Here is a 16,986-nt window from a genome sequence, read left to right as displayed (position 1 = left end):
GACATGCGGACCGATCAAACAAAGCAAAAAATAGGAGGGAGAGGCTTTATGACCAAAAGAATGTGTTGCGCAGGCCGAGCATTCAGTCTTGCGATGATCTCTCTTGGCGCCCTGCAGGGATCGCAAGCGCTGGCCCAATCGCCGGTTCCAACGACGATCGTCTTGCCCGCTCAGTCGCTCCTATTCGCGCCACTCTACATCGCGCAGGAGCGCGGCTTCTTTCGCCAACATGGCATCGAACCCAAGATCATCTATGTCGCCGGGCCCGGCGTCATCAACGCGATGCTCGGCAAGAGTGCCGACTTCTCGGTGATCTCGGGCGGAATCCAGATTGCGGCCGCGGCACGAAATCAGAAGCTCGTTGCGATAGCCAATACCCAGGATCGCTTCACGACGGATATCGTCATCCGCGACGCCGTAGCCAAAAAACTGGAAATGGCGCCCAACGCCGACGCGATGGCGAAAATCCGTGCCTTGAAGGGGCTGACCATCGGGGTCGATGCCATCAATGGTCTGCCCCACAGTTTCCTGCGCTTCGTCGCGATCAAGGCGGGAATGAACCCGGAAACCGATTTCACGATCACGGCGCTACAGCCGCCCGCGATGGTCGCGGCGCTGAAGGCAGGCACGATCGACGCCATGGTCTTCTCGCCTCCATTCTCTCTTCTGGCCGTCAAGGAGGGCGGTGTTCGATGGCTGTTGGGGCCGGAGGTCTCTCTCCCCGAGCTGAAGCCCTTTCCATACAACGTCGTTCTAGTCCGGCCGGGCTACTGCGATGCCGAAACGGTGCGCTGCCAGGGATTCGTGGCGGCTCTAAAGGACGCCATCGCGTTGATGAAGACGGACCGTTCCGCGAGCCTCGAGGCGCTCGGCAAATCGTTCGACAAGATGGAGCCTGATATCCTTAAGGCGTCCTACGAAGTGTTTGCCCCGTTCGCTCAGCCGGACATGAAGCTGACGAGCGCCATGCTGGACAACGTCATCGCCTTCGATCGGATCAGCGGAATCATTCCTTCTGACGCCAAACTGCCCCCCGAGGCAGAACTCTATCTCACGACGTTCACCCCCTAGAGGGCGGCGGGATCAAACCCATGAATAGTGCAACCTTCGACAAGATCGCATTCGGAGCTATGCTTCTGCTTGTTTGGCAAGCCGCAAGCGTCTGGACCGGCCCCGAGCCGATAAGTTCGCCGTTTCTCGTTGCGCAGCAGCTATATCGCTGGTCGCTCAACGGCGTCCTGGGTGCGAATGCCGGTTATACGCTGCTGGCTGCCGTTCTGGGGTTTGTCATCGGCGGATTGCCGGGGCTGGCACTTCCGTTCGTGCTGCGGAAGCGGCCATTCGTGACGGCGGTGCTCGACCCCTTCATCTTGATCGGATACGGGTTGCCGAAGGTCGCATTCATTCCCCTTTTCATCATATGGTTTGGAATCGGCATCTGGAGCAAAGTTGCTCTCGTCGCGAGCGTCAGCTTCTTCCTCGTGTTTTTCAGCACGATGGAAGGCGTTCGGGGAGTCGATCCTCGCCTGCTCCGGATGGCGAAGGTTGCGGGCGCGAGTGAAGCGCAGTTGTTGCGCACCATCGTCTGGCCTTCTGCCTTGCCGTTTGTTTTTCAGGCGGTGCAAGTGACGTTACCTCTTTCAATCGGCGGAGCGGCGATTGCCGAGTTGATCTCCTCGAACCGAGGTCTGGGTTATCTGGTCCAATATTCCGCAGGAAATTTCGAGGTGACGGGCGCACTCGCCGCGGTAACAGCTCTCGCGTTAGTCGTGGCCGTCACCAACGTCGGCATCGATCGTTTGCACGATCGCCTGTTGGCTTGGAAGGGTTCTCATTCCAAAGGCATCACTTCGGGAAAGGTCTCATGAGAGTGAACGGTAAGCCGCTCCTGGATGTTTGCAACCTCGGAAAACGCTTCCAAGGGCAACGCAAAGACGGCATTCGCTGGGTCGTTGAGGGCATGTCGTTTGCACTTTACGAAGGTGAGTTTGTCACGCTCATCGGACCCTCAGGCTCCGGCAAATCGACGTTGCTCAATATGATCGCGCAGATCGATATTCCTTCGAAAGGGGAGATATTGTTTCGCGGCGAGGTCATCAACGACCCGAGCCGCAGCAAGCCGTCTCCAGGATGCGGCGGTCGCATCGGATATGTGATGCAGGACGATAATCTTTTGCCGTGGCGGACTCTGCGGGAGAATGTCGAGTATCCGCTCGTTGTCCAGGGTCGACTCAACAGCGAGACCAGGGCGCGGGTCGACGAATTGATCGAGACGGTGGGGCTCGGTGGCTTCGAAGGCTACTACCCTCATCAACTTTCCGGCGGCATGCGCAAGCGCGCGTCGATCATCAGGACGCTGGCCTACGATCCTCCTGTCATCCTGATGGACGAGCCATTCGGAGCGCTCGACGCTGAATCTCGGCTCCATATTCAATCGGATCTCGTCAAATTGTGGCAACGAGGAGAGAAGACCATCCTGTTCGTCACCCACGACATCAATGAGGCGATCGCCCTTGGCGACCGGACCATCACGCTGACGAAGTCGCCCGCTTGCGTCCGAGGCGAACACGTCATCGACATCCCGCGGCCGCGAGCCCTCGATAGCATCGTGACCGCGCCGCAGTTTCCGGGCCTGTTTAGCCGGATAAGGGCGCAAGTTTGATGCCAAATTCGTCAATCATCTCGGCAAGACAGTCACAGACGGCGATTGTTCCTTCGCCGCTATTCATTGCGCGAACAGCGGTCGCCGTCGTGCTGGTTGGCATCTGGCTCGTGGCCGCGGCGGCCTATCCGACGCTTGTTGCCATGCCGCAAGCCACCCTCCAGAGGGTCATGGAGCTAATCTCGAATCGCGAGCTATTCCCGATGATGGCGACGACCGCAGCAGAGGCCGGCATAGGCCTTATGTTGGGAGCGGGCCTCGGTGTTGTCCTTCCCTTTCTTGTCCAATTGTCCCAGCGGCTTCAGGCGGTCGTTGAGCCGTTCGCCCGAGCCGCTGTCGGTATTCCTAAGCTCGCGCTGAGTCCCATTCTCATCCTGTGGTTTGGCATTGGTCTCGGATCGAAAGTCGTGCTTGTTGCGCTGATGACCTTCTTCCTGGTCTTCGTCGCCACGGCCGCCGGAATACGATCCATCGGCCCGAACCTCGTGCAAACGGTATCGATCTTCGGCGCGAGCAAGATCGAAGTGGCGCGCGAGGTGATCTGGAATAGCGTGCAGCCGTTTGTGTGGACGGCGCTGCGGGCCGCGCTTCCATGGGCGATCAATGCTGCACTTGTCGGCGAGTTTCTCGCGGCCGAGAACGGCGTTGGCCATTACATCGAGCAATCCTACAATTCTGCGGACATTGCGGGCGTCTATGCCGGCATCACCTTGATCGTACTCATCGTCTTCGCGTCCGACGCAGTGCTTATGGCTTTACAGCGGCGTTGTCTTGCGTGGCGTCCCGTCGATCAGGATGTCGTTTTGCATTAATCGGGAGACGAATGATGAAGCTCTACTTTGCGCCCGGCGCCTGCTCGATCGGCGTTCATTATCTGCTGCAGGAAATCGGGTGCAGTTTCGAACTGCGGAAAGTCGATATTCGCAATGGCGAGAATTTTCAGGCCTGGTACACGGCGGTCAATCCGAAACGCAAAGTGCCGGCGCTCGAACGTGCAGACGGGTCGGTGCTCACCGAATTCCCCGTGATCGCGCGATATCTTGTCGAACAGGCGCCTTCGGCGGGCCTGATGCCGTCCGACCCGGAGACGCTTTTGAGCGCAAGTGAGCTGACCGAGTTCATCGTTTCGACCATCCACATGCAGGGCTTCTCGCGCGCGTTTCGTCCGGACAAGTTTGCGATGGCTGAAGCGGATCATGAGGCGACGCGAGCGCGTGGGCGGGAGATCATCCGGGAAGGGTTTGTGGTCGTCGATCGCCACCTGCGACGGAACGCAGGGCCAACATTCGCCGATGGCGCGCTGTTCTACACGCTTTTCTGGGCTTGCGAGCGTCTCAAGCTCGAAGTCCCGGCGGCGTGCGCCGCTCGGTGGAGCGAATTCAAATCCCGCCCTTCCGCGCAACGTGTGTTCGCAGCGGAAGGCACAGCCCTTTAGACCAGCGACGCTGCTGCGGACAAGCAAGGCGACGCATCGATCTGGAAAACGGCGGAGGAAACGGTCATGGCAATCAAATCATTGGGCTACGTTGGCGTCGAATCGACCAAGCTTGAGGACTGGGAGGGCTTTGCGACGCGGCTGCTCGGGATGCAGAAGGTCGATGCGGCCGCTAAGGTTCGGGCGTTTCGCATGGACGATCGACAGCAAAGGCTCGTCGTGACCGGCGCCGAGAATGATGGGCTGGGCTTTCTAGGGTGGGAGGCCGAAAGCAAGGCGGATCTCGACGCGCTGGCCGCGCGGCTGGATAACGCCGGCGTGGCTGTTTCCAAGGGAACGCGTGCCCTCGCGGATGAGCGCCGTGTGGCGGACCTCATTGCGTTTCGCGATCCGGGCGGGCACCGGGTGGAAGTGTTTCATGGACAGGAGATTTCGCCCGACCCGTTCAAGCCAGGCCGGCCGATCTCGGGCTTCAAGACCGGCCCTCTCGGAATGGGGCACGTCGTGATGAACGTCGCCAAGGTGGACGATCTGTTGCCGTTCTACCGCGATCTCCTGGGCTTCCGCGTCACGGACTACGGTTTGTCGCCATACCCGCTCTACTTCCTGCACGTCAACGGCCGCCACCACAGCTTTGCCATGGTCGGCTCGGGCAAACGCAGTTTCCACCACTTCATGGTCGAGATGCAGAGCTTCGACGATGTCGGGCAGGGCTATGATCTCGCCCAGCTCGAAGAGGGGCGGATCGCCTATACGCTCGGTCGTCACACGAATGATCACATGACGTCCTTCTATGCTCACACCCCGTCCGACTTCTTCGTGGAGTACGGCTGGGGCGCGCAAGTGATCGACACCGCGACGTGGCAGCCCTTCGAGACCTTCGATGGCCCAAGCCTATGGGGCCACGAGCGACTGCACCTGCCGGAGGAGCAGCGGGTCCGCATGCGCAACATGCGACTGGATGCTGCAGCCCGCGGCGTGCGGGTTCCGGATCCGAATTGCGCCTGGCTCGCCTCGGTCGTGGCCCAGGAGCCGCTGGTCAGCCAGGAATAGCCATGATGCCGGTGCGCGTCTCAACAACCTGCTCCAGAGAGGACTTCTCATGAAACTCATGTCCTTCACTCGCGATGGTCGAGCCAGCTACGGCGTGATGCGTCATGATGGCGTAGTGGACCTCGGCGGACGGTTGGCCGCTCAGGGAGCGCCGACCCTGCGGACGCTGCTCGCAAAGGGGATGCTCGACGCAGCGCGAAAGATTGCCGAAGAGGCCAGCAGCGACCTGAAGGCCGAAGAAGTCGCGTTTACTCCTGTCGTCCCGGATCCGGAAAAGATCATCTGCGTCGGGTTGAACTATCACGATCACGTCGCGGAGACCGGACGAACCGCGACGGAATTCCCGGTGCTGTTTGCCCGTTATCCGGCAAGCCAGACTGGGCATCTTCAGCCCTTGGTCCGACCCAAGGTCAGCCATTCGTTCGATTTCGAAGGCGAACTCGCGGTGATCATCGGTCTGGCTGGACGTCATATCACCGCGCAGCGGGCGTTGGAGCATGTCGCGGGATACTCCTGCTACAACGAGGGCAGCATCCGCGACTGGCAACGCCATACCAGTCAGTTCTTTGCGGGGAAGACGTTCGAGCGAAGCGGCAGCTTTGGTCCGTGGATGGTAACGACCGACGAAATTCCGGACCCGTCGCGGCTTACCCTCGAGACGAGGTTAAACGGCCAAGTGGTGCAGCACACGACGACCGATCTGATGATCACCGGCATACCTCGCTTGATCGAGTACGTTTCGACGATCCTGCCGCTGGTGCCGGGAGACGTCATCGTCACTGGAACTCCCGGGGGTGTCGGCGCCAAGCGGACACCTGCGCTGTGGATGAAGCCCGCCGATGTCGTCGAGGTGGAAATCAGTGCTATAGGCGTGCTCAGAAATGCGGTCGTCGATGAAGCAGCGTAGAGTCTGGTAGACGGGAACCGTTTCGCTCGATCGCAACCGTGCGAGAGCTCCATCGCGACCGCGGACTGACGTGAACCTTGATCCATGGTTGAAGAAGAGATCATCCCCAAACATCAAAGGGCGATAGTCATTACCGCCGCCGGCGGCCCGGACGTCTTGCGTCTGGTCCCGGATTGGCCAATTCCGACGCTTGACGCCGACGACGTGCTGATCAAGGTCGTTGCGGCCGGGATCAATCGGCATGATGTCCATCAGCGCGCCGCCGGCCCGACGCGCGAACCAAATCCGGTCCCCGGTCTGGAGGCATCCGGACGCATCGTCGCCTGCGGCAAGAACGTTCCGCAAAACCGCATCGGCGAAGCCGTCATGGCCCTCACCGATGGTGGGGCATACGCCGAATTCGTATCGACCGATCAGGATTGGCGCTGCCTTTGCCGGCCGGTTACGACCATATCGCCGGTGCCGCTTTGCCAGAGGCGCTATTCACGACCTGGTTCAATTTTTTCGAGCTGATGCAGATCAAGCGCGGTGAAACGGCGCTCATCCATGGTGGTGCCAGCGGCGTCGGCACCATCGCTATTCAGGTTCTGAAAGCACTCGGCCACGACGTCTTTGCTACGGCCGGGACAACGGAAAAGCGAGAGATCGCGCGCTCATTGGGATGTCGCGTCGTATTTGACTATGCAGCGCCTGATCTTTCCGCCCAAATATTGGCCGCAACGGACGGGCGAGGCGTGGATACTTTGCTGGACACTTCGGCAGGCGCTCACCTGGCCGACGATATCGAGGCTCTCGCGCCAAGGGGACGAATTTCGCATTTGTCGGCCGGCGGCGGGAAGAGCTTGGCATTGCCGCTGCGAGTACTCATGTCGCGGCGGGCCTCCATTACGGGCGGATTTCTTCGATCTGCCCCATTGGAGCTCAAGCGTCGCTTAGCCAGTGCTCTGCGAGCCGAACTCTGGCCACGACTTAGTAGAGACATCCGCCCTGTGATCGATAGTACCTACGATTTCGGCAGGGCGCCCGCGGCGCGTGCTCATATGGAGACATCCCGCAACATCGTTCTCAAAGTCTCGTCTCCTTGATTGACGGCGATAGCGTCGCTCACTGGCTTATGGACACGGGCAGAACGCGAGACTTTCGAAGAGGGCCCGCACGCCAGGCGTTTCCGAGGTCGCCGAACTGGAGGTGCAGGGTCATAGCCGTGGACGGGCGGGGGAACGGCGTGCGGCTGCGTGCAAGGCTCGCCGTTCTAGCGCTTGCGGGCGAACCAGACGCCGAGCACAAACGCCGCGAGCAGCGATCGCAGCGGCGCCTTGACCGTCGCGTCGCGCAAGCGCTCAACCCAGCGCATGACCTCGTCTTCGAAGGAGATGGCCGCGGGGCGAGTACTCGTCTGGGACCCAGCCATTCTCGCGCCGGCAGCCAATTCGGTGCCATCGTGATCGTCGATCAGGCCGGAGGCCTCGGTCATCGCCGAGACGTCTTTTATGTCCATGACATCCTCCACTTCTCACGCAGACTTCCGCCGCGTGCCGGCGGCCGGTTTCTTCGCAGCTTCCTTGGCCGGTTTTTTTCCGGCGATAGGCATCAGCATTTCCTTCTGGCCCGTGGTGGCCCTCTTCGCCTTCTTATCGGGCTTTACCTCTTTCGCCGGCGCGGCCTGCCGACCGACGCTCTTGCGCAGTGCGTCCATCAGATCGACGACGTTCTCGCCCTTCGGGCGATCCTTCGGTCGGATGACCTTGCCGGCCCGCTTCTGGTTGATGAGGTCGACCAGCGCGGTCTCATAGTGGTCTTCGAACTTCTCCGGATCGAAGCGCCCCGCCTTCTGATTCACGATGTGCTTGGCGAGATCGAGCATGTCCTTGGTGACCTTCACGTCCTGGATCTCGTCGAAATACTCCTGCTCGCTGCGGACCTCGTAGGGGTAGCGCAGCAGCGTACCGATCAGGCCTTTGTCGCGGGCTTCCAGCGCGATGATGTGCTCGCGGTTGGTCAGCACCACACGGCCGATTGCGGCCTTTTCCATCTCGCGGATGGTCTCGCGGATCACGGCGAAGGCATCGTGGCCGACCTTGCCGTCCGGACGCAGGTAGTAGGGCCGGATCAGGTAGCGCGGATCGATGTCGCTGCGGTCGACGAACTCATCGATCTCGATGGTCCGCGTGGACTCGAGAGCGACCTCCTCGAGCTCTTCCTTCGTCACCTCGATGTATTGGCCCTTATCGAATTCGTAGCCCTTGACGATGTCCTCGTTCGGCACCTCGTCGCCGCTGTCGGCGTCGACCTTCAGGTACTTGATGCGATGGCCGGTCTGCCGGTTGAGCTGGTTGAAGCTGATCTTCTCCGACTCGGAGGTGGCCGGGTAGAGCGCCACCGGACAGGTCACGAGGGACAGACGCAGGGAGCCTTTCCAGTTGGCTCGCGGGGCCATGTTACGCAGAACTCCGTTAGGGGCTACCTGGATTCAAGACGAACGGGCCAAGCCAGTTCCGACATGCCGGACCGCCATCCCCGAGATTTCGCCGACCTACGGGGTACCGCGGCCAAGCGGATTTGAGGTGGCTCAAAGCGAACCGCTGCGAGGCTCGTAGAGTTGATTTTGTACCGAGCGGCATGAGCGCGAGCTCCGGTGCCGTTACGGTTGCGGAGCTCCGGACTCCTAGGCACTCCGGGCTCCGCTCCGCCGTTTGCGACCGCAGACGCCGGGTCGGCTCCGAGAGGGGCCCGCGGGCAAGTTTGAGAGCTCAATCAGCCCCGACAGCAATTCGGTTGTCAGGGTCGATTTTATTGGGCGCGCCCCCGATCGAGAGGCGCCAGTTTGCGGGCCGAGCGGACCTGGTATCGTTGTTCATGCGGCGGTGCGGCATCTCCCGGCTCGAGGCGCTGGATTCCTCGCGTTCGTTCTGTCCGGGATCGCTCTCCAACTGCTCCATGAGCGTCTGCTTGCGCGCGAGCAGCTTCACCACGATCGAGCCTCTCCCTCGCGGGACACCCGCAAACCACTTGGTGCGTGGGCGACTACAGTGCGACCCGATATGATCAGGCGGAGCGTTTCCCGCCATCGGGCTGGCTGCCGCTCAGTTCTCCGAGCAGCTTGCCGGTCGTGCTGTTGACGAAGTGCAGTGCCATGCAGGCCGGACACCTCACTGAAGCATAGGCATTCCTTGGCGCCGCCGGCAGATCGTCGTCCAGCCGATGCTGGACGTTCATGCCGTTGCGCGGGCATTTGAAGATGATCTGGCGTTCCATTGCCGGACCATGCACCCGGTCCTGAGCGAGCGAAATTGCGGTTGATTACTTAAGGGCTTACGGCCATGGCGGCCCGGCGGCCTGAGGAGGCCGCATCGGATTTCCCCTGCCGCATGCCACTTAGGCCTCGGCATGCCGCCGGCAGTGTCGTGAAAAGTTGTCCCAGACCCGCTTTGTCCAAGCGGGTTGTTGCCCTCGGCTGCAAACGCTTCAGCGGTCGTTGAGCGCGTCCTTGACCTCTCCCGCCGACCGGCTTCACGCGCACCCTCGCGCCACCGCCGAGCAGTTCGTGCGTGGCGACCTCGTCTTCGCTTTCGACCACCGTCAAATCCGTCTCAGGCTTCCAGCCAAGCGTCAGATCGAGATCGCCCGGAAAGATCTGCCAGCGCGAGCCGTCTTCGAGTTCGACGATGTGGCTCTCGGAATGGGTGCGGATCTTCATCCGGGCGCGTCCCGACGTTCCGCCGCACTTCGCTACTTCTGGCCCGTCGAGGCCTGCGCGTTCGCGTCGTTCGGGCTCTTCTGCTTGTTGGCCTCGTGGTGCCCGATGACGCATCCCGCCGCGGCGCCGAGCTTGCCGTGTCCGGCCACGTGACCCGCCACGCCTCCAACGAGCGCACCCTTGATGCAGCCCTTCGCTTCAGCGGGCGAGACCGAGACAAGCGCGAGCAAGCACGCGGCGGCAAGAATTGGTTTCATGATCGTCTCCACTCTCCGGATGACCTGTGGTCCATCAAGTCGCCCGGGCGAGACACGTTCCGGTGAAGCAAGCCGAACGGTCCATTTTGCTCACGCAGCGTCAAGTCCGCGCGCGCGGAGATCCGGACGTGCAGTGTGGCGCAAGCGTCCGACTTCCTGGTTACCGCACCGCGAGCAAGGGAAGGAGACCTCGGGCTGCGCGACCATGCTGCTGTGCGCGTTGACCGCCATCGGCCAAGCACCGCATCTGGGACACTTCACCAGCAGATCGTTCGTTTCCAGCATCTCGATATCCTCAACCTGCGCCCCATAGATCCGCCAACGATCGGAGAATTCTGCCGTTCCCATCGTATTGCTGAGGAAGCATCGCCGAGAGCTCGACCCGGCCCTGCTCTCTCTTACGTTCAAAATGATACATACGGCCGCTATTCGCGAGCTGCAGGCGCGAGATGAAGTGGTTCATGTCGAACCTGTTGCGCCAAGCATCTGCGAGCACCATAGTACATCGCTTCGTGCGCCCGGGTTGCGAGGGCATGGGCGAGATCGAACTGAGTTCAGACCGATCCGTGTTTTCCCCGATAAGCTGACGGAATCGCGCGAAGCGGCCAACGCAGCTTGAGAAGGTTTTCGGAAGTATAAACAACTAGTAGTTTTTCGATCGGAACATCGGCCCCGCAGGGCACGTTGCTTCGAGATGGAAGACTCACTCCAGCGCCTGTTGACGGCCAGATCGGACTTTCCGATTTGGGTGCGCTACACCTTGACGCTCGGCCTGGTAGGCATCGCGTTCATCGCCCGGGTGATGCTGGACGATCACCTTCGCTCGTATCCCGTTCTGCTGTTCATTCCGGCCATCTTCCTGTCTTCCGTCCTTTTCGACCGCGGCTCCGGTCTGTTGGCCACCGCCGCAAGTGCCGCACTCGCCGCCGCTTACTTCATGCCCGGGCTCCCATCGTCCGCCGCGATCCCGCTCGTCCTCTTCGTCCTGACCGGGATCTGCATCGCCGCCGTCACCGAGCTCCTGCGGCACACCCTACGGAAGCTTTCAGAATCGAAACTATACTCGGAAGTCTTGCTGCAGGAGCTCGCGCACAGAACCCGGAACGACCTAGCCACCATCATGTCGATCCTCCGCCTCCAGGCCCGCTCAGAGAGCGATCCGGTCGTTCAGACGGCGATCGCGTCCGCGGTGAGCCGAGTGGACGTGGTCGCGAAAGTCCACGATCGTTTGCGCGCCACCGGCGACAGCAGCCGGATCGCGCTTGCGCCGTACATCGAGGCGTTGTGCGGAAGCCTCGCCGACTTCCATCGCGGCGTCCGCACGATCTCGATCGGCGTCCGCTGCGACGACGTCGAGGTGAGGAGCTCGCAGGCGGCATCGATCGGGCTCATCGTGAACGAACTGGTGACGAACTGCTTCAAGTACGCGTTTCCGGAGGGCCGCCGCGGCTCCGTGGAGGTCGATGTTCGAGCCAAGGACGAGCGCGTTGTGGTGACGATAAGGGACGACGGCATCGGATGCCCGACCGAAGTCAAGAGCGGGCTAGGACGCGGCTCGTAGGCATGCTCGCCACCCAGATGAAGGGCACCATCGTCAGAAGGCCTCTGCCGGAGGGCTGCGAAGTGCAGGTCTCGCTCGCGCTTGACGCCTGATTGATCGCCGTGGCGCGCCGGCTACGGCCGCCCTTACGGCTGCCGCTGCGGTGGCGAGAGCGTGTTCCGGATAGAGCGACTCGGGCCGGCTGGCGCCGTCGGACCGGCTAGGAGGCCGCCAGCATAGACGACTTAACGGTTCCTGACATGTCGTGCGCGGCGAGCCTCCGCGGACGTCCGATCAGGAAGCCCTGCATTTCGTCGCAGCGCTCCTCTAGCAGGAGGGACATCTGTGCCTCGGTCTCGATCCCCTCCGCGAGCGCCGGCAACCCAAGTCCATGAGCGAGGCCGATCACGGCCCGCACGATAGCCAGCGACCGCTCGCTTTGGCCCAGTGCCATGACGAACGACCGGTCGATCTTGATCCGGTCGAGAGGGAAGGCCTCCAGGTACGAGAGCGACGAATACCCCGTTCCGAAGTCGTCCAGAGCTATCTGAACCCCAAGCGTCTTGAGCGACTGCATCGTCCTCTTAGCCCGCTCGATGTCCTCGATCAGCACGCCCTCCGTGATTTCGAGTTCGAGTCGCGAGGCCGGCAGCCCGCTCTCTCGAAGGGCCTTGCGCACATGCGCATCGAGGTTTTCGCGGCGGAACTGCGCGGCCGAGACGTTGACGGCCACCCTGAGAGGCTGGTCCCACGAAGCTGCTTCCCTGCAGGCTTCCATCAGCACCCAGTCGTCGATCTGCGCGATCGCGCCGCTCTGCTCCGCCACCGGAATGAATTCTCCGGGCGGAACGATCCCGCGAATCGGATGGCGCCAGCGTACCAGCGCCTCATAGGCTTTCAGCGTGCCATCTCGTTGCTGTTGAGGTTGATATTCCAGAAAGAGTTCGTCCCGCTCGACGGCGACACGCAGATCGTGCTCCAGCGCGCGGCGGTCCCGCAACTGCTGGTCCATGGCGCTCGTGAACAGGCGGATGCCCCCTCTGCCCTCGTGCTTCGCGCGGTAGAGGGCGGCATCGGCGTTGGCGAGCAGCGAGACTGGGTTGTCAGCATCTCGCGGATAGAGCGCAACGCCCACGCACAAGTCGATCTGCAGCGCGTGTCCGTCGACTTCGATGGCCCTTTCGAACTGGACACGCATGCGCGTGGCCAGCAGCTCTGCCGTCCCGGGCAATGGCTGTTGATCGATGATGGCGATGAATTCGTCGCCGCCGACCCGTGCGACGTATGCCCCTTGTGCGGCCTCCTCGAGGCGTCTTGAGGTCTCGCGCAGCACGGCATCCCCGATGGCGTGGCCGAACAGGTCGTTGATCTCCTTGAAATGATCGAGATCGATGCAGAGCACGGCGAATGGGGCGCCCGTGATCTGCGCGCGTTCGATCGCAGATTCCAGGTGCCGATCGAGCGCCGTCCTGTTGGGCAATTCCGTCAGAGCGTCGTGGCAGGCCAGATAGCTGATCTTTTCTTGGGCCCGATTCCTGTCCGTCACGTCGAAGGCGACGCAAACGTGCGCAGGCCGGCCAGCGTAGATGAGCGGTCGGGACTCGATCACCACGTGGATCACCTCGCCGCTCGACGTAATGTGGAGTTCGCAGTCACGCGCCTCGGCATCGGGTTGATGCCCGCACTCGAGCTGCGGCTCCGACATGTCAAGGAGAGCTTCTCGCGGATAGCCATAGTGGCGGCACATTGCGCCGTTCACGGCGATCAGTCGCCGCGTATTCGCTTCCGCAACCCACATCGGAAGCGGATTTTCCTCGAAGAGCAGCCGAAAGGACGCTTCCCGGCGCTTCAGGTCGGTGATGTCGATGCGGACGCCGATGCTTCCGCCGTCTTCGGTGCGCCGTTCCTCGACCCGGACCCATCGATCGCCGGGCAGATGCTGCTCGTGCGAGTGTTGGGGAAGTGCATGCCGGGCCAGCCGCTCGGTGAGCCATTCCGCCTCCCGGCCTATGGCATCGGGATACTGTCCGGCGTCCAGACCGGTGCGGATGAGCGTCTCGAACGACGTGCCGGGGGCAAGTGCGCTACGGCTGACGGAATAGAGCTCCGCGTACTGCCGATTCCAAAGAACCAGCCGATCGTCCTTGTCGAAGATGGCGAGCGCCTCGGGAACGACGTCGAGCGCCTCGGTGAGGTGGGTGTGAGCGGCTCTCGCGCTTGCTTCCGCCTGCTCCGCAGCCGTCTTTGCGTCCGCAAGCGCCGTCTCGGTGCGGTGCCGCTCCGTGATGTCCTCGTGAGTGGCTACCCACCCCTTGCCCGGCATGGGCCGATGCCGGATGCGCACCATGCGCCCGTTGTTCAGTTCGACGGTGGTATCGGAATCTTCGGCGATCACGGAAGAACTGTTGCGCCAGACCAGATAGTCCTGCTTGGACATCTTGGGTGCGCTGCCTACGGCGTATCGGAGATCGACGATGTCGTTCAGTTTCATGCCCGGCCGGACGAGTTCGGGGTCGAGATCGTAGACCTCGAGATACTGCCGGTTGCAGACGATCAGCCTCTGGTCATCGTCGAAGAAGCAAAGTCCCTGGGACATGTTGTTGAGCGCTCTGTCGAAGCGATCCGCCACGGCTGTTGCGGTCTGCTCGGCGACGCGCGCGCGCTCGCCTTCTTCGGTCAGTCGGCTCTGCGTCTCGATCAACTGAACGAAAGAGCGGAAGTTGGTGCTGATCATCCGTCCGAGTAGGACGAGCAGCAGCAGCAGATTGATCCCGAGCGAGATCATCATTCCGTCCCCCGAGAGCAGCAGCGCGGTCGCGATCGGAGGGCCCGCGATCACCATGGTCAACAGGGAGGCCGGCGGAAAACTGCCGAGGCAATACGCCGTGCCGACGCAGCCCATGAACACAAGTAGTCCCACCGGGGCGCGAAGGCCGGGATCCACAACCCCGAACAGCGCGAGAATCCAGAGCACGAAGCCCGTGTTGAGGACGATCGCGACGAGGCGGGTTCTGACCAACTGACGGTAGGCGTCCTCGGAAGTGAATTCGGCGCGGCCCAGGCGGACCCACTGCACCAACCGCACCAGGCAAATCGCGAGGAGCCCGGCCGGAACCGCAAACCGAAGCCAAGGCGAAACACTAGAGGGCAGAACCAGTCCCACGCTGATGCTGTCGATCAGCAGGACCGCATAGAGAACCGGCACCTGTTTCCGCAGCACACGGAACTGCTCCACAAGCAGCGAACGACCGAGTGGGTCGGTCGCGCTGCCTACGGAGAAGGCGCCGCGCATTTGCGAGAGTATGTCCATCGAAGAAACCCCTAGCCGATCAATACGCTAGAGGCGGAGTGTCGAACGACACGTAAAAGTGCTGAAGCCTTCGGCCGCTAGGTGACAATTTGGTGACTTAAAACTTAACGCTTTCAAACGCCGGCATCCATATCAAGATACCGGTCGGGCTTTCTGCGGCCTACATCTGCCAAGTCCGGCGACCGCTGGCGCGGCTGAGCAAAGGCCATCCTGGAGCGTCCTCTACAGAATGAGGATCCGGTCGCCCGAACCCGCTCGCAAGCCGTCCGGCCACGTCGGCGCCGTTCACTTCGACGCATAGCCGTTCCCAGGAGAATGCCGTGGTTTCTGCCGGCAACATTGTATCGTAGATCTTCATGTCGGACCGATCGAGCTTTCCGTGAAGCTCGGCCAGTGACGCCGTATCCAACTTCTCATACACTTGGACGGCGAAAAGAATCCGCTTGGCGGGAAACGCATCGCCGACCTTCGCGATGATCTCCGTTATGGGAGGTTCGGTGCGGCGCAGATCCAGCCCTTCCGTCTCGTCCAGCGCCGTGCCCCAAGGCGGCGCCACGAAGACGATCAGGGTCTCATTGTCTCACATCGATTTGCCCCAACATGAGGCCGTAATCGCCGGCCCTCAGATCGATGGAGCGATCGAGGACCGCTAGGTTTTGTTTGGTCAGCCGAAAGACCTGAGGGTCGAACTCGAAGGCGATCCCGCGCGAGTGCGGCACGTGCCGCAATATCCAGTACAAGGTATTGCAAGAGCCGGCGAAGGGATCGACAATGACCCAACGTCCCGCGGCGGGAAGGGACGCCGCGACGCGACGTCCCGACCGATGCGGTCGGCAACGGCGTCCCGAGTGCACTCGACTGCTGTCCCGCCGAGCAAACGCACCCCTCGCGCGTACCACTCGGCCGGCGTCATGCCGTATAGCCGGATGAAATCGGGATCGGAGAAGCTGTCGCTGCCGTATCGATGGACCTCTTCCAAGGTCAATAGCTCGTTGAGTTTCGAGCCGTGCAACAGCAGCTCGGTCATGTGCGGCGCAGCGGATTCCTTCGAATGCTCGCTCATGTACGGGCTCCCATGATCGACGTTTCCATTTTCAGGCCGCCGGCACGGCTACGGCTGCCGCGGGGCAGTCCTGGACGGAAGAAAATGGACAGTCAGCGAAGCGATGCGGCAACCACGAAGGACTCCTGGGGAAACGTCAGCCTACCATTCGCCAGCATGGCGGAATCCAAACGGGCTGCCACATCGTCGGCGATCGCCGCGATTTTGCTCTCACGACCGATGTCATCCTCCTTCTTCAACAGCGCGGCCATGGGGGTCGCCGTCAGCTGAAAGCGGACATAATCGAGTGTCGACGGAAAGCTGATCTGCTTGGAAACGGTCTCGACATCGACGCGGTCGAAACCCGCCTGGCGCACCCAAGTACCCACCTCGGCCGCGCCGCAGGAAAGATGCTCTGCGCGTTTGGTCCGCGAGGACTCCGCTCCGAGAAACTTGTCCAGCGCCTGCACGAAGGCGTGTGCGGCCGGCGTGTGCTCTATGGCACTGTAGACGCTGAGCCCGAGCCGTCCGGACGGTCTGAGAACGCGAGCCATCTCTTTAAGAGCCCGCGGCCGGTCAGGGAAGAATTGTAGCCCGAGTTGGCAAAGAACGACATCGAAGCTGCCGCTCAAGTAGGCGCAAGGCCGCTGGTACATCGTGAGCTTCCATGACGCGATAGCCCAATTCACGAAGGGTATCGACCGAGTACGCCCTCACGTCCTCGTCGTCCTCCAAGACAAGGATGGTCTCCTCCTGCGCACCTTCAGGGCTCGGGAGCAAGCCGGATTCCTCCGCGCTTAACTGTCGTGCCTGTCCGACTTCGCAGTAGATCTTCACGTGCCCGCCGGACTGCTTCACGAAGCCATAGACCTGGCTGAGACCAAGTCCTGTTCCTTTGCCCACCGCTTTCGTCGTGAAAAACGGCCCGAACGCCTGGGCGATCGTCTTTGAATCCATGCCGACGCCGGTGACCGCGATGGCGACATATTGGCCTGGCACGACTTCGCTGTGCGCAGCCACGTATGCTTCGTCGATATCCGCCTTTTTTCGGCGTTGCGTGCGCCGCAGACCGGACAAGCTACC

The 16,986-nt window shown here is 61.7% G+C and carries 20 protein-coding genes and 1 pseudogene; 10 read left to right on the top strand and 11 right to left on the bottom strand.

The annotated features are described in order from the left end of the window. The first annotated feature begins 48 nt into the window (after window positions 1-48). The 9 genes from ML401_RS29725 (at window position 49) to ML401_RS29685 (ending at window position 7,142) form a co-directional block, all read left to right on the top strand. Window positions 49-1,071: an ABC transporter substrate-binding protein gene (locus tag ML401_RS29725; RefSeq protein ID WP_285807810.1), complete on the top strand. Its 1,023-nt coding sequence runs from the start codon at window positions 49-51 to the stop codon at window positions 1,069-1,071. 20 nt (window positions 1,072-1,091) lie between these two features. After that, window positions 1,092-1,868: an ABC transporter permease gene (locus tag ML401_RS29720; protein ID WP_285807809.1), complete on the top strand. Its 777-nt coding sequence runs from the start codon at window positions 1,092-1,094 to the stop codon at window positions 1,866-1,868. Beyond that, entirely contained in the window at window positions 1,865-2,662 is a 798-nt protein-coding gene (locus ML401_RS29715; RefSeq protein WP_285807808.1) for an ABC transporter ATP-binding protein, read from the top strand. The genes ML401_RS29720 and ML401_RS29715 overlap by 4 nt, the downstream gene beginning before the upstream one ends. Beyond that, entirely contained in the window at window positions 2,662-3,474 is an 813-nt protein-coding gene (locus ML401_RS29710) for an ABC transporter permease (protein ID WP_285807807.1), read from the top strand. Before ML401_RS29715 ends, ML401_RS29710 begins: the two co-directional genes overlap by 1 nt. An 11-nt stretch (window positions 3,475-3,485) precedes the next feature. Beyond that, a complete protein-coding gene (locus ML401_RS29705) occupies window positions 3,486-4,097 on the top strand; it encodes a glutathione S-transferase family protein (protein ID WP_285807806.1) in 612 nt (203 codons plus the stop codon). 66 nt (window positions 4,098-4,163) lie between these two features. Further along, entirely contained in the window at window positions 4,164-5,150 is a 987-nt protein-coding gene (locus tag ML401_RS29700; protein ID WP_285807805.1) for a VOC family protein, read from the top strand. Between the two features lie 49 nt (window positions 5,151-5,199). Beyond that, on the top strand, window positions 5,200-6,057 hold the full coding sequence (locus ML401_RS29695; protein WP_285807804.1) for a fumarylacetoacetate hydrolase family protein: 858 nt from the start codon (window positions 5,200-5,202) through the stop codon (window positions 6,055-6,057). Between the two features lie 84 nt (window positions 6,058-6,141). Further along, on the top strand, window positions 6,142-6,570 hold the full coding sequence (locus ML401_RS29690) for an alcohol dehydrogenase catalytic domain-containing protein (protein WP_285807803.1): 429 nt from the start codon (window positions 6,142-6,144) through the stop codon (window positions 6,568-6,570). After that, window positions 6,477-7,142 carry a zinc-binding dehydrogenase gene (locus tag ML401_RS29685; protein ID WP_285807802.1) on the top strand — a complete coding sequence of 222 codons (666 nt, stop codon included), beginning with the start codon at window positions 6,477-6,479 and terminating at the stop codon, window positions 7,140-7,142. Before ML401_RS29690 ends, ML401_RS29685 begins: the two co-directional genes overlap by 94 nt. Before the next feature lie 167 nt (window positions 7,143-7,309). Here ML401_RS29685 and ML401_RS29680 read toward each other — a convergent pair whose 3' ends face one another. The 6 genes from ML401_RS29680 to ML401_RS29655 form a co-directional block, all read right to left on the bottom strand. Beyond that, window positions 7,310-7,555 carry a hypothetical protein gene (locus ML401_RS29680; protein WP_285807801.1) on the bottom strand — a complete coding sequence of 82 codons (246 nt, stop codon included), beginning with the start codon at window positions 7,553-7,555 and terminating at the stop codon, window positions 7,310-7,312. A gap of 15 nt (window positions 7,556-7,570) precedes the next feature. Further along, window positions 7,571-8,494 carry a Ku protein gene (locus tag ML401_RS29675; protein WP_285807800.1) on the bottom strand — a complete coding sequence of 308 codons (924 nt, stop codon included), beginning with the start codon at window positions 8,492-8,494 and terminating at the stop codon, window positions 7,571-7,573. A gap of 313 nt (window positions 8,495-8,807) precedes the next feature. Further along, window positions 8,808-9,029: a hypothetical protein gene (locus tag ML401_RS29670; RefSeq protein WP_285807799.1), complete on the bottom strand. Its 222-nt coding sequence runs from the start codon at window positions 9,027-9,029 to the stop codon at window positions 8,808-8,810. Between the two features lie 73 nt (window positions 9,030-9,102). Beyond that, window positions 9,103-9,312, bottom strand: coding sequence for a hypothetical protein (locus ML401_RS29665; protein ID WP_285807798.1), 210 nt, complete (start codon window positions 9,310-9,312; stop codon window positions 9,103-9,105). A gap of 49 nt (window positions 9,313-9,361) precedes the next feature. After that, the gene (locus ML401_RS29660) at window positions 9,362-9,754 is read right to left on the bottom strand and encodes a hypothetical protein (protein ID WP_285807797.1); all 393 of its coding nucleotides are present in this window, start codon (window positions 9,752-9,754) and stop codon (window positions 9,362-9,364) included. Window positions 9,755-9,786: 32 nt separating this feature from the next. Beyond that, window positions 9,787-10,011, bottom strand: a complete 225-nt coding sequence (locus ML401_RS29655; protein ID WP_285807796.1) for a hypothetical protein — start codon at window positions 10,009-10,011, stop codon at window positions 9,787-9,789. Between the two features lie 694 nt (window positions 10,012-10,705). Here ML401_RS29655 and ML401_RS29650 point away from each other — a divergent pair. Beyond that, complete coding sequence (locus tag ML401_RS29650; RefSeq protein ID WP_285807795.1) at window positions 10,706-11,572, top strand: histidine kinase dimerization/phosphoacceptor domain -containing protein; 867 nt, start codon at window positions 10,706-10,708, stop codon at window positions 11,570-11,572. A gap of 199 nt (window positions 11,573-11,771) precedes the next feature. Here ML401_RS29650 and ML401_RS29645 read toward each other — a convergent pair whose 3' ends face one another. The 5 genes and pseudogenes from ML401_RS29645 to ML401_RS29625 form a co-directional block, all read right to left on the bottom strand. Beyond that, window positions 11,772-14,861 carry an EAL domain-containing protein gene (locus ML401_RS29645; protein WP_285807794.1) on the bottom strand — a complete coding sequence of 1,030 codons (3,090 nt, stop codon included), beginning with the start codon at window positions 14,859-14,861 and terminating at the stop codon, window positions 11,772-11,774. Between the two features lie 160 nt (window positions 14,862-15,021). Beyond that, the gene (locus ML401_RS29640; RefSeq protein WP_285807793.1) at window positions 15,022-15,417 is read right to left on the bottom strand and encodes a hypothetical protein; all 396 of its coding nucleotides are present in this window, start codon (window positions 15,415-15,417) and stop codon (window positions 15,022-15,024) included. A 108-nt stretch (window positions 15,418-15,525) separates the two neighbouring features. Further along, a complete protein-coding gene (locus tag ML401_RS29635; protein ID WP_285807792.1) occupies window positions 15,526-15,924 on the bottom strand; it encodes a hypothetical protein in 399 nt (132 codons plus the stop codon). A 92-nt stretch (window positions 15,925-16,016) separates the two neighbouring features. Continuing rightward, complete coding sequence (locus tag ML401_RS29630; RefSeq protein ID WP_285807791.1) at window positions 16,017-16,559, bottom strand: class I SAM-dependent methyltransferase; 543 nt, start codon at window positions 16,557-16,559, stop codon at window positions 16,017-16,019. After that, a pseudogene (locus tag ML401_RS29625) lies at window positions 16,534-16,944 on the bottom strand (ATP-binding protein); the annotation flags it as partial. The pseudogene ML401_RS29625 and the gene ML401_RS29630, both read right to left, overlap by 26 nt. Window positions 16,945-16,986: the final 42 nt, after the last annotated feature.

Origin of the sequence: Bradyrhizobium sp. 62B (assembly GCF_030272265.2) — a bacterium.
Classification (GTDB): Bacteria; Pseudomonadota; Alphaproteobacteria; order Rhizobiales; family Xanthobacteraceae; genus Bradyrhizobium.
This window is presented reverse-complemented; position numbering and strand designations above follow the sequence as displayed.

Excerpts from the sequence above, each read along its gene's own strand:
- ML401_RS29725 (WP_285807810.1), top strand. The coding sequence starts at position 49 with ATGACCAAAAGAATGTGTTGCGCAGGCCGAGCATTCAGTCTTGCGATG.
- ML401_RS29720 (WP_285807809.1), top strand. The coding sequence starts at position 1,092 with ATGAATAGTGCAACCTTCGACAAGATCGCATTCGGAGCTATGCTTCTG.
- ML401_RS29715 (WP_285807808.1), top strand. The coding sequence starts at position 1,865 with ATGAGAGTGAACGGTAAGCCGCTCCTGGATGTTTGCAACCTCGGAAAA.
- ML401_RS29710 (WP_285807807.1), top strand. The coding sequence starts at position 2,662 with ATGCCAAATTCGTCAATCATCTCGGCAAGACAGTCACAGACGGCGATT.
- ML401_RS29705 (WP_285807806.1), top strand. The coding sequence starts at position 3,486 with ATGATGAAGCTCTACTTTGCGCCCGGCGCCTGCTCGATCGGCGTTCAT.
- ML401_RS29700 (WP_285807805.1), top strand. The coding sequence starts at position 4,164 with ATGGCAATCAAATCATTGGGCTACGTTGGCGTCGAATCGACCAAGCTT.
- ML401_RS29695 (WP_285807804.1), top strand. The coding sequence starts at position 5,200 with ATGAAACTCATGTCCTTCACTCGCGATGGTCGAGCCAGCTACGGCGTG.
- ML401_RS29690 (WP_285807803.1), top strand. The coding sequence starts at position 6,142 with ATGGTTGAAGAAGAGATCATCCCCAAACATCAAAGGGCGATAGTCATT.
- ML401_RS29680 (WP_285807801.1), bottom strand. The coding sequence starts at position 7,555 with ATGGACATAAAAGACGTCTCGGCGATGACCGAGGCCTCCGGCCTGATC.
- ML401_RS29675 (WP_285807800.1), bottom strand. The coding sequence starts at position 8,494 with ATGGCCCCGCGAGCCAACTGGAAAGGCTCCCTGCGTCTGTCCCTCGTG.
- ML401_RS29665 (WP_285807798.1), bottom strand. The coding sequence starts at position 9,312 with ATGGAACGCCAGATCATCTTCAAATGCCCGCGCAACGGCATGAACGTC.
- ML401_RS29660 (WP_285807797.1), bottom strand. The coding sequence starts at position 9,754 with ATGAAGATCCGCACCCATTCCGAGAGCCACATCGTCGAACTCGAAGAC.
- ML401_RS29655 (WP_285807796.1), bottom strand. The coding sequence starts at position 10,011 with ATGAAACCAATTCTTGCCGCCGCGTGCTTGCTCGCGCTTGTCTCGGTC.
- ML401_RS29650 (WP_285807795.1), top strand. The coding sequence starts at position 10,706 with ATGGAAGACTCACTCCAGCGCCTGTTGACGGCCAGATCGGACTTTCCG.
- ML401_RS29645 (WP_285807794.1), bottom strand. The coding sequence starts at position 14,861 with ATGGACATACTCTCGCAAATGCGCGGCGCCTTCTCCGTAGGCAGCGCG.
- ML401_RS29635 (WP_285807792.1), bottom strand. The coding sequence starts at position 15,924 with ATGAGCGAGCATTCGAAGGAATCCGCTGCGCCGCACATGACCGAGCTG.
- ML401_RS29630 (WP_285807791.1), bottom strand. The coding sequence starts at position 16,559 with ATGTACCAGCGGCCTTGCGCCTACTTGAGCGGCAGCTTCGATGTCGTT.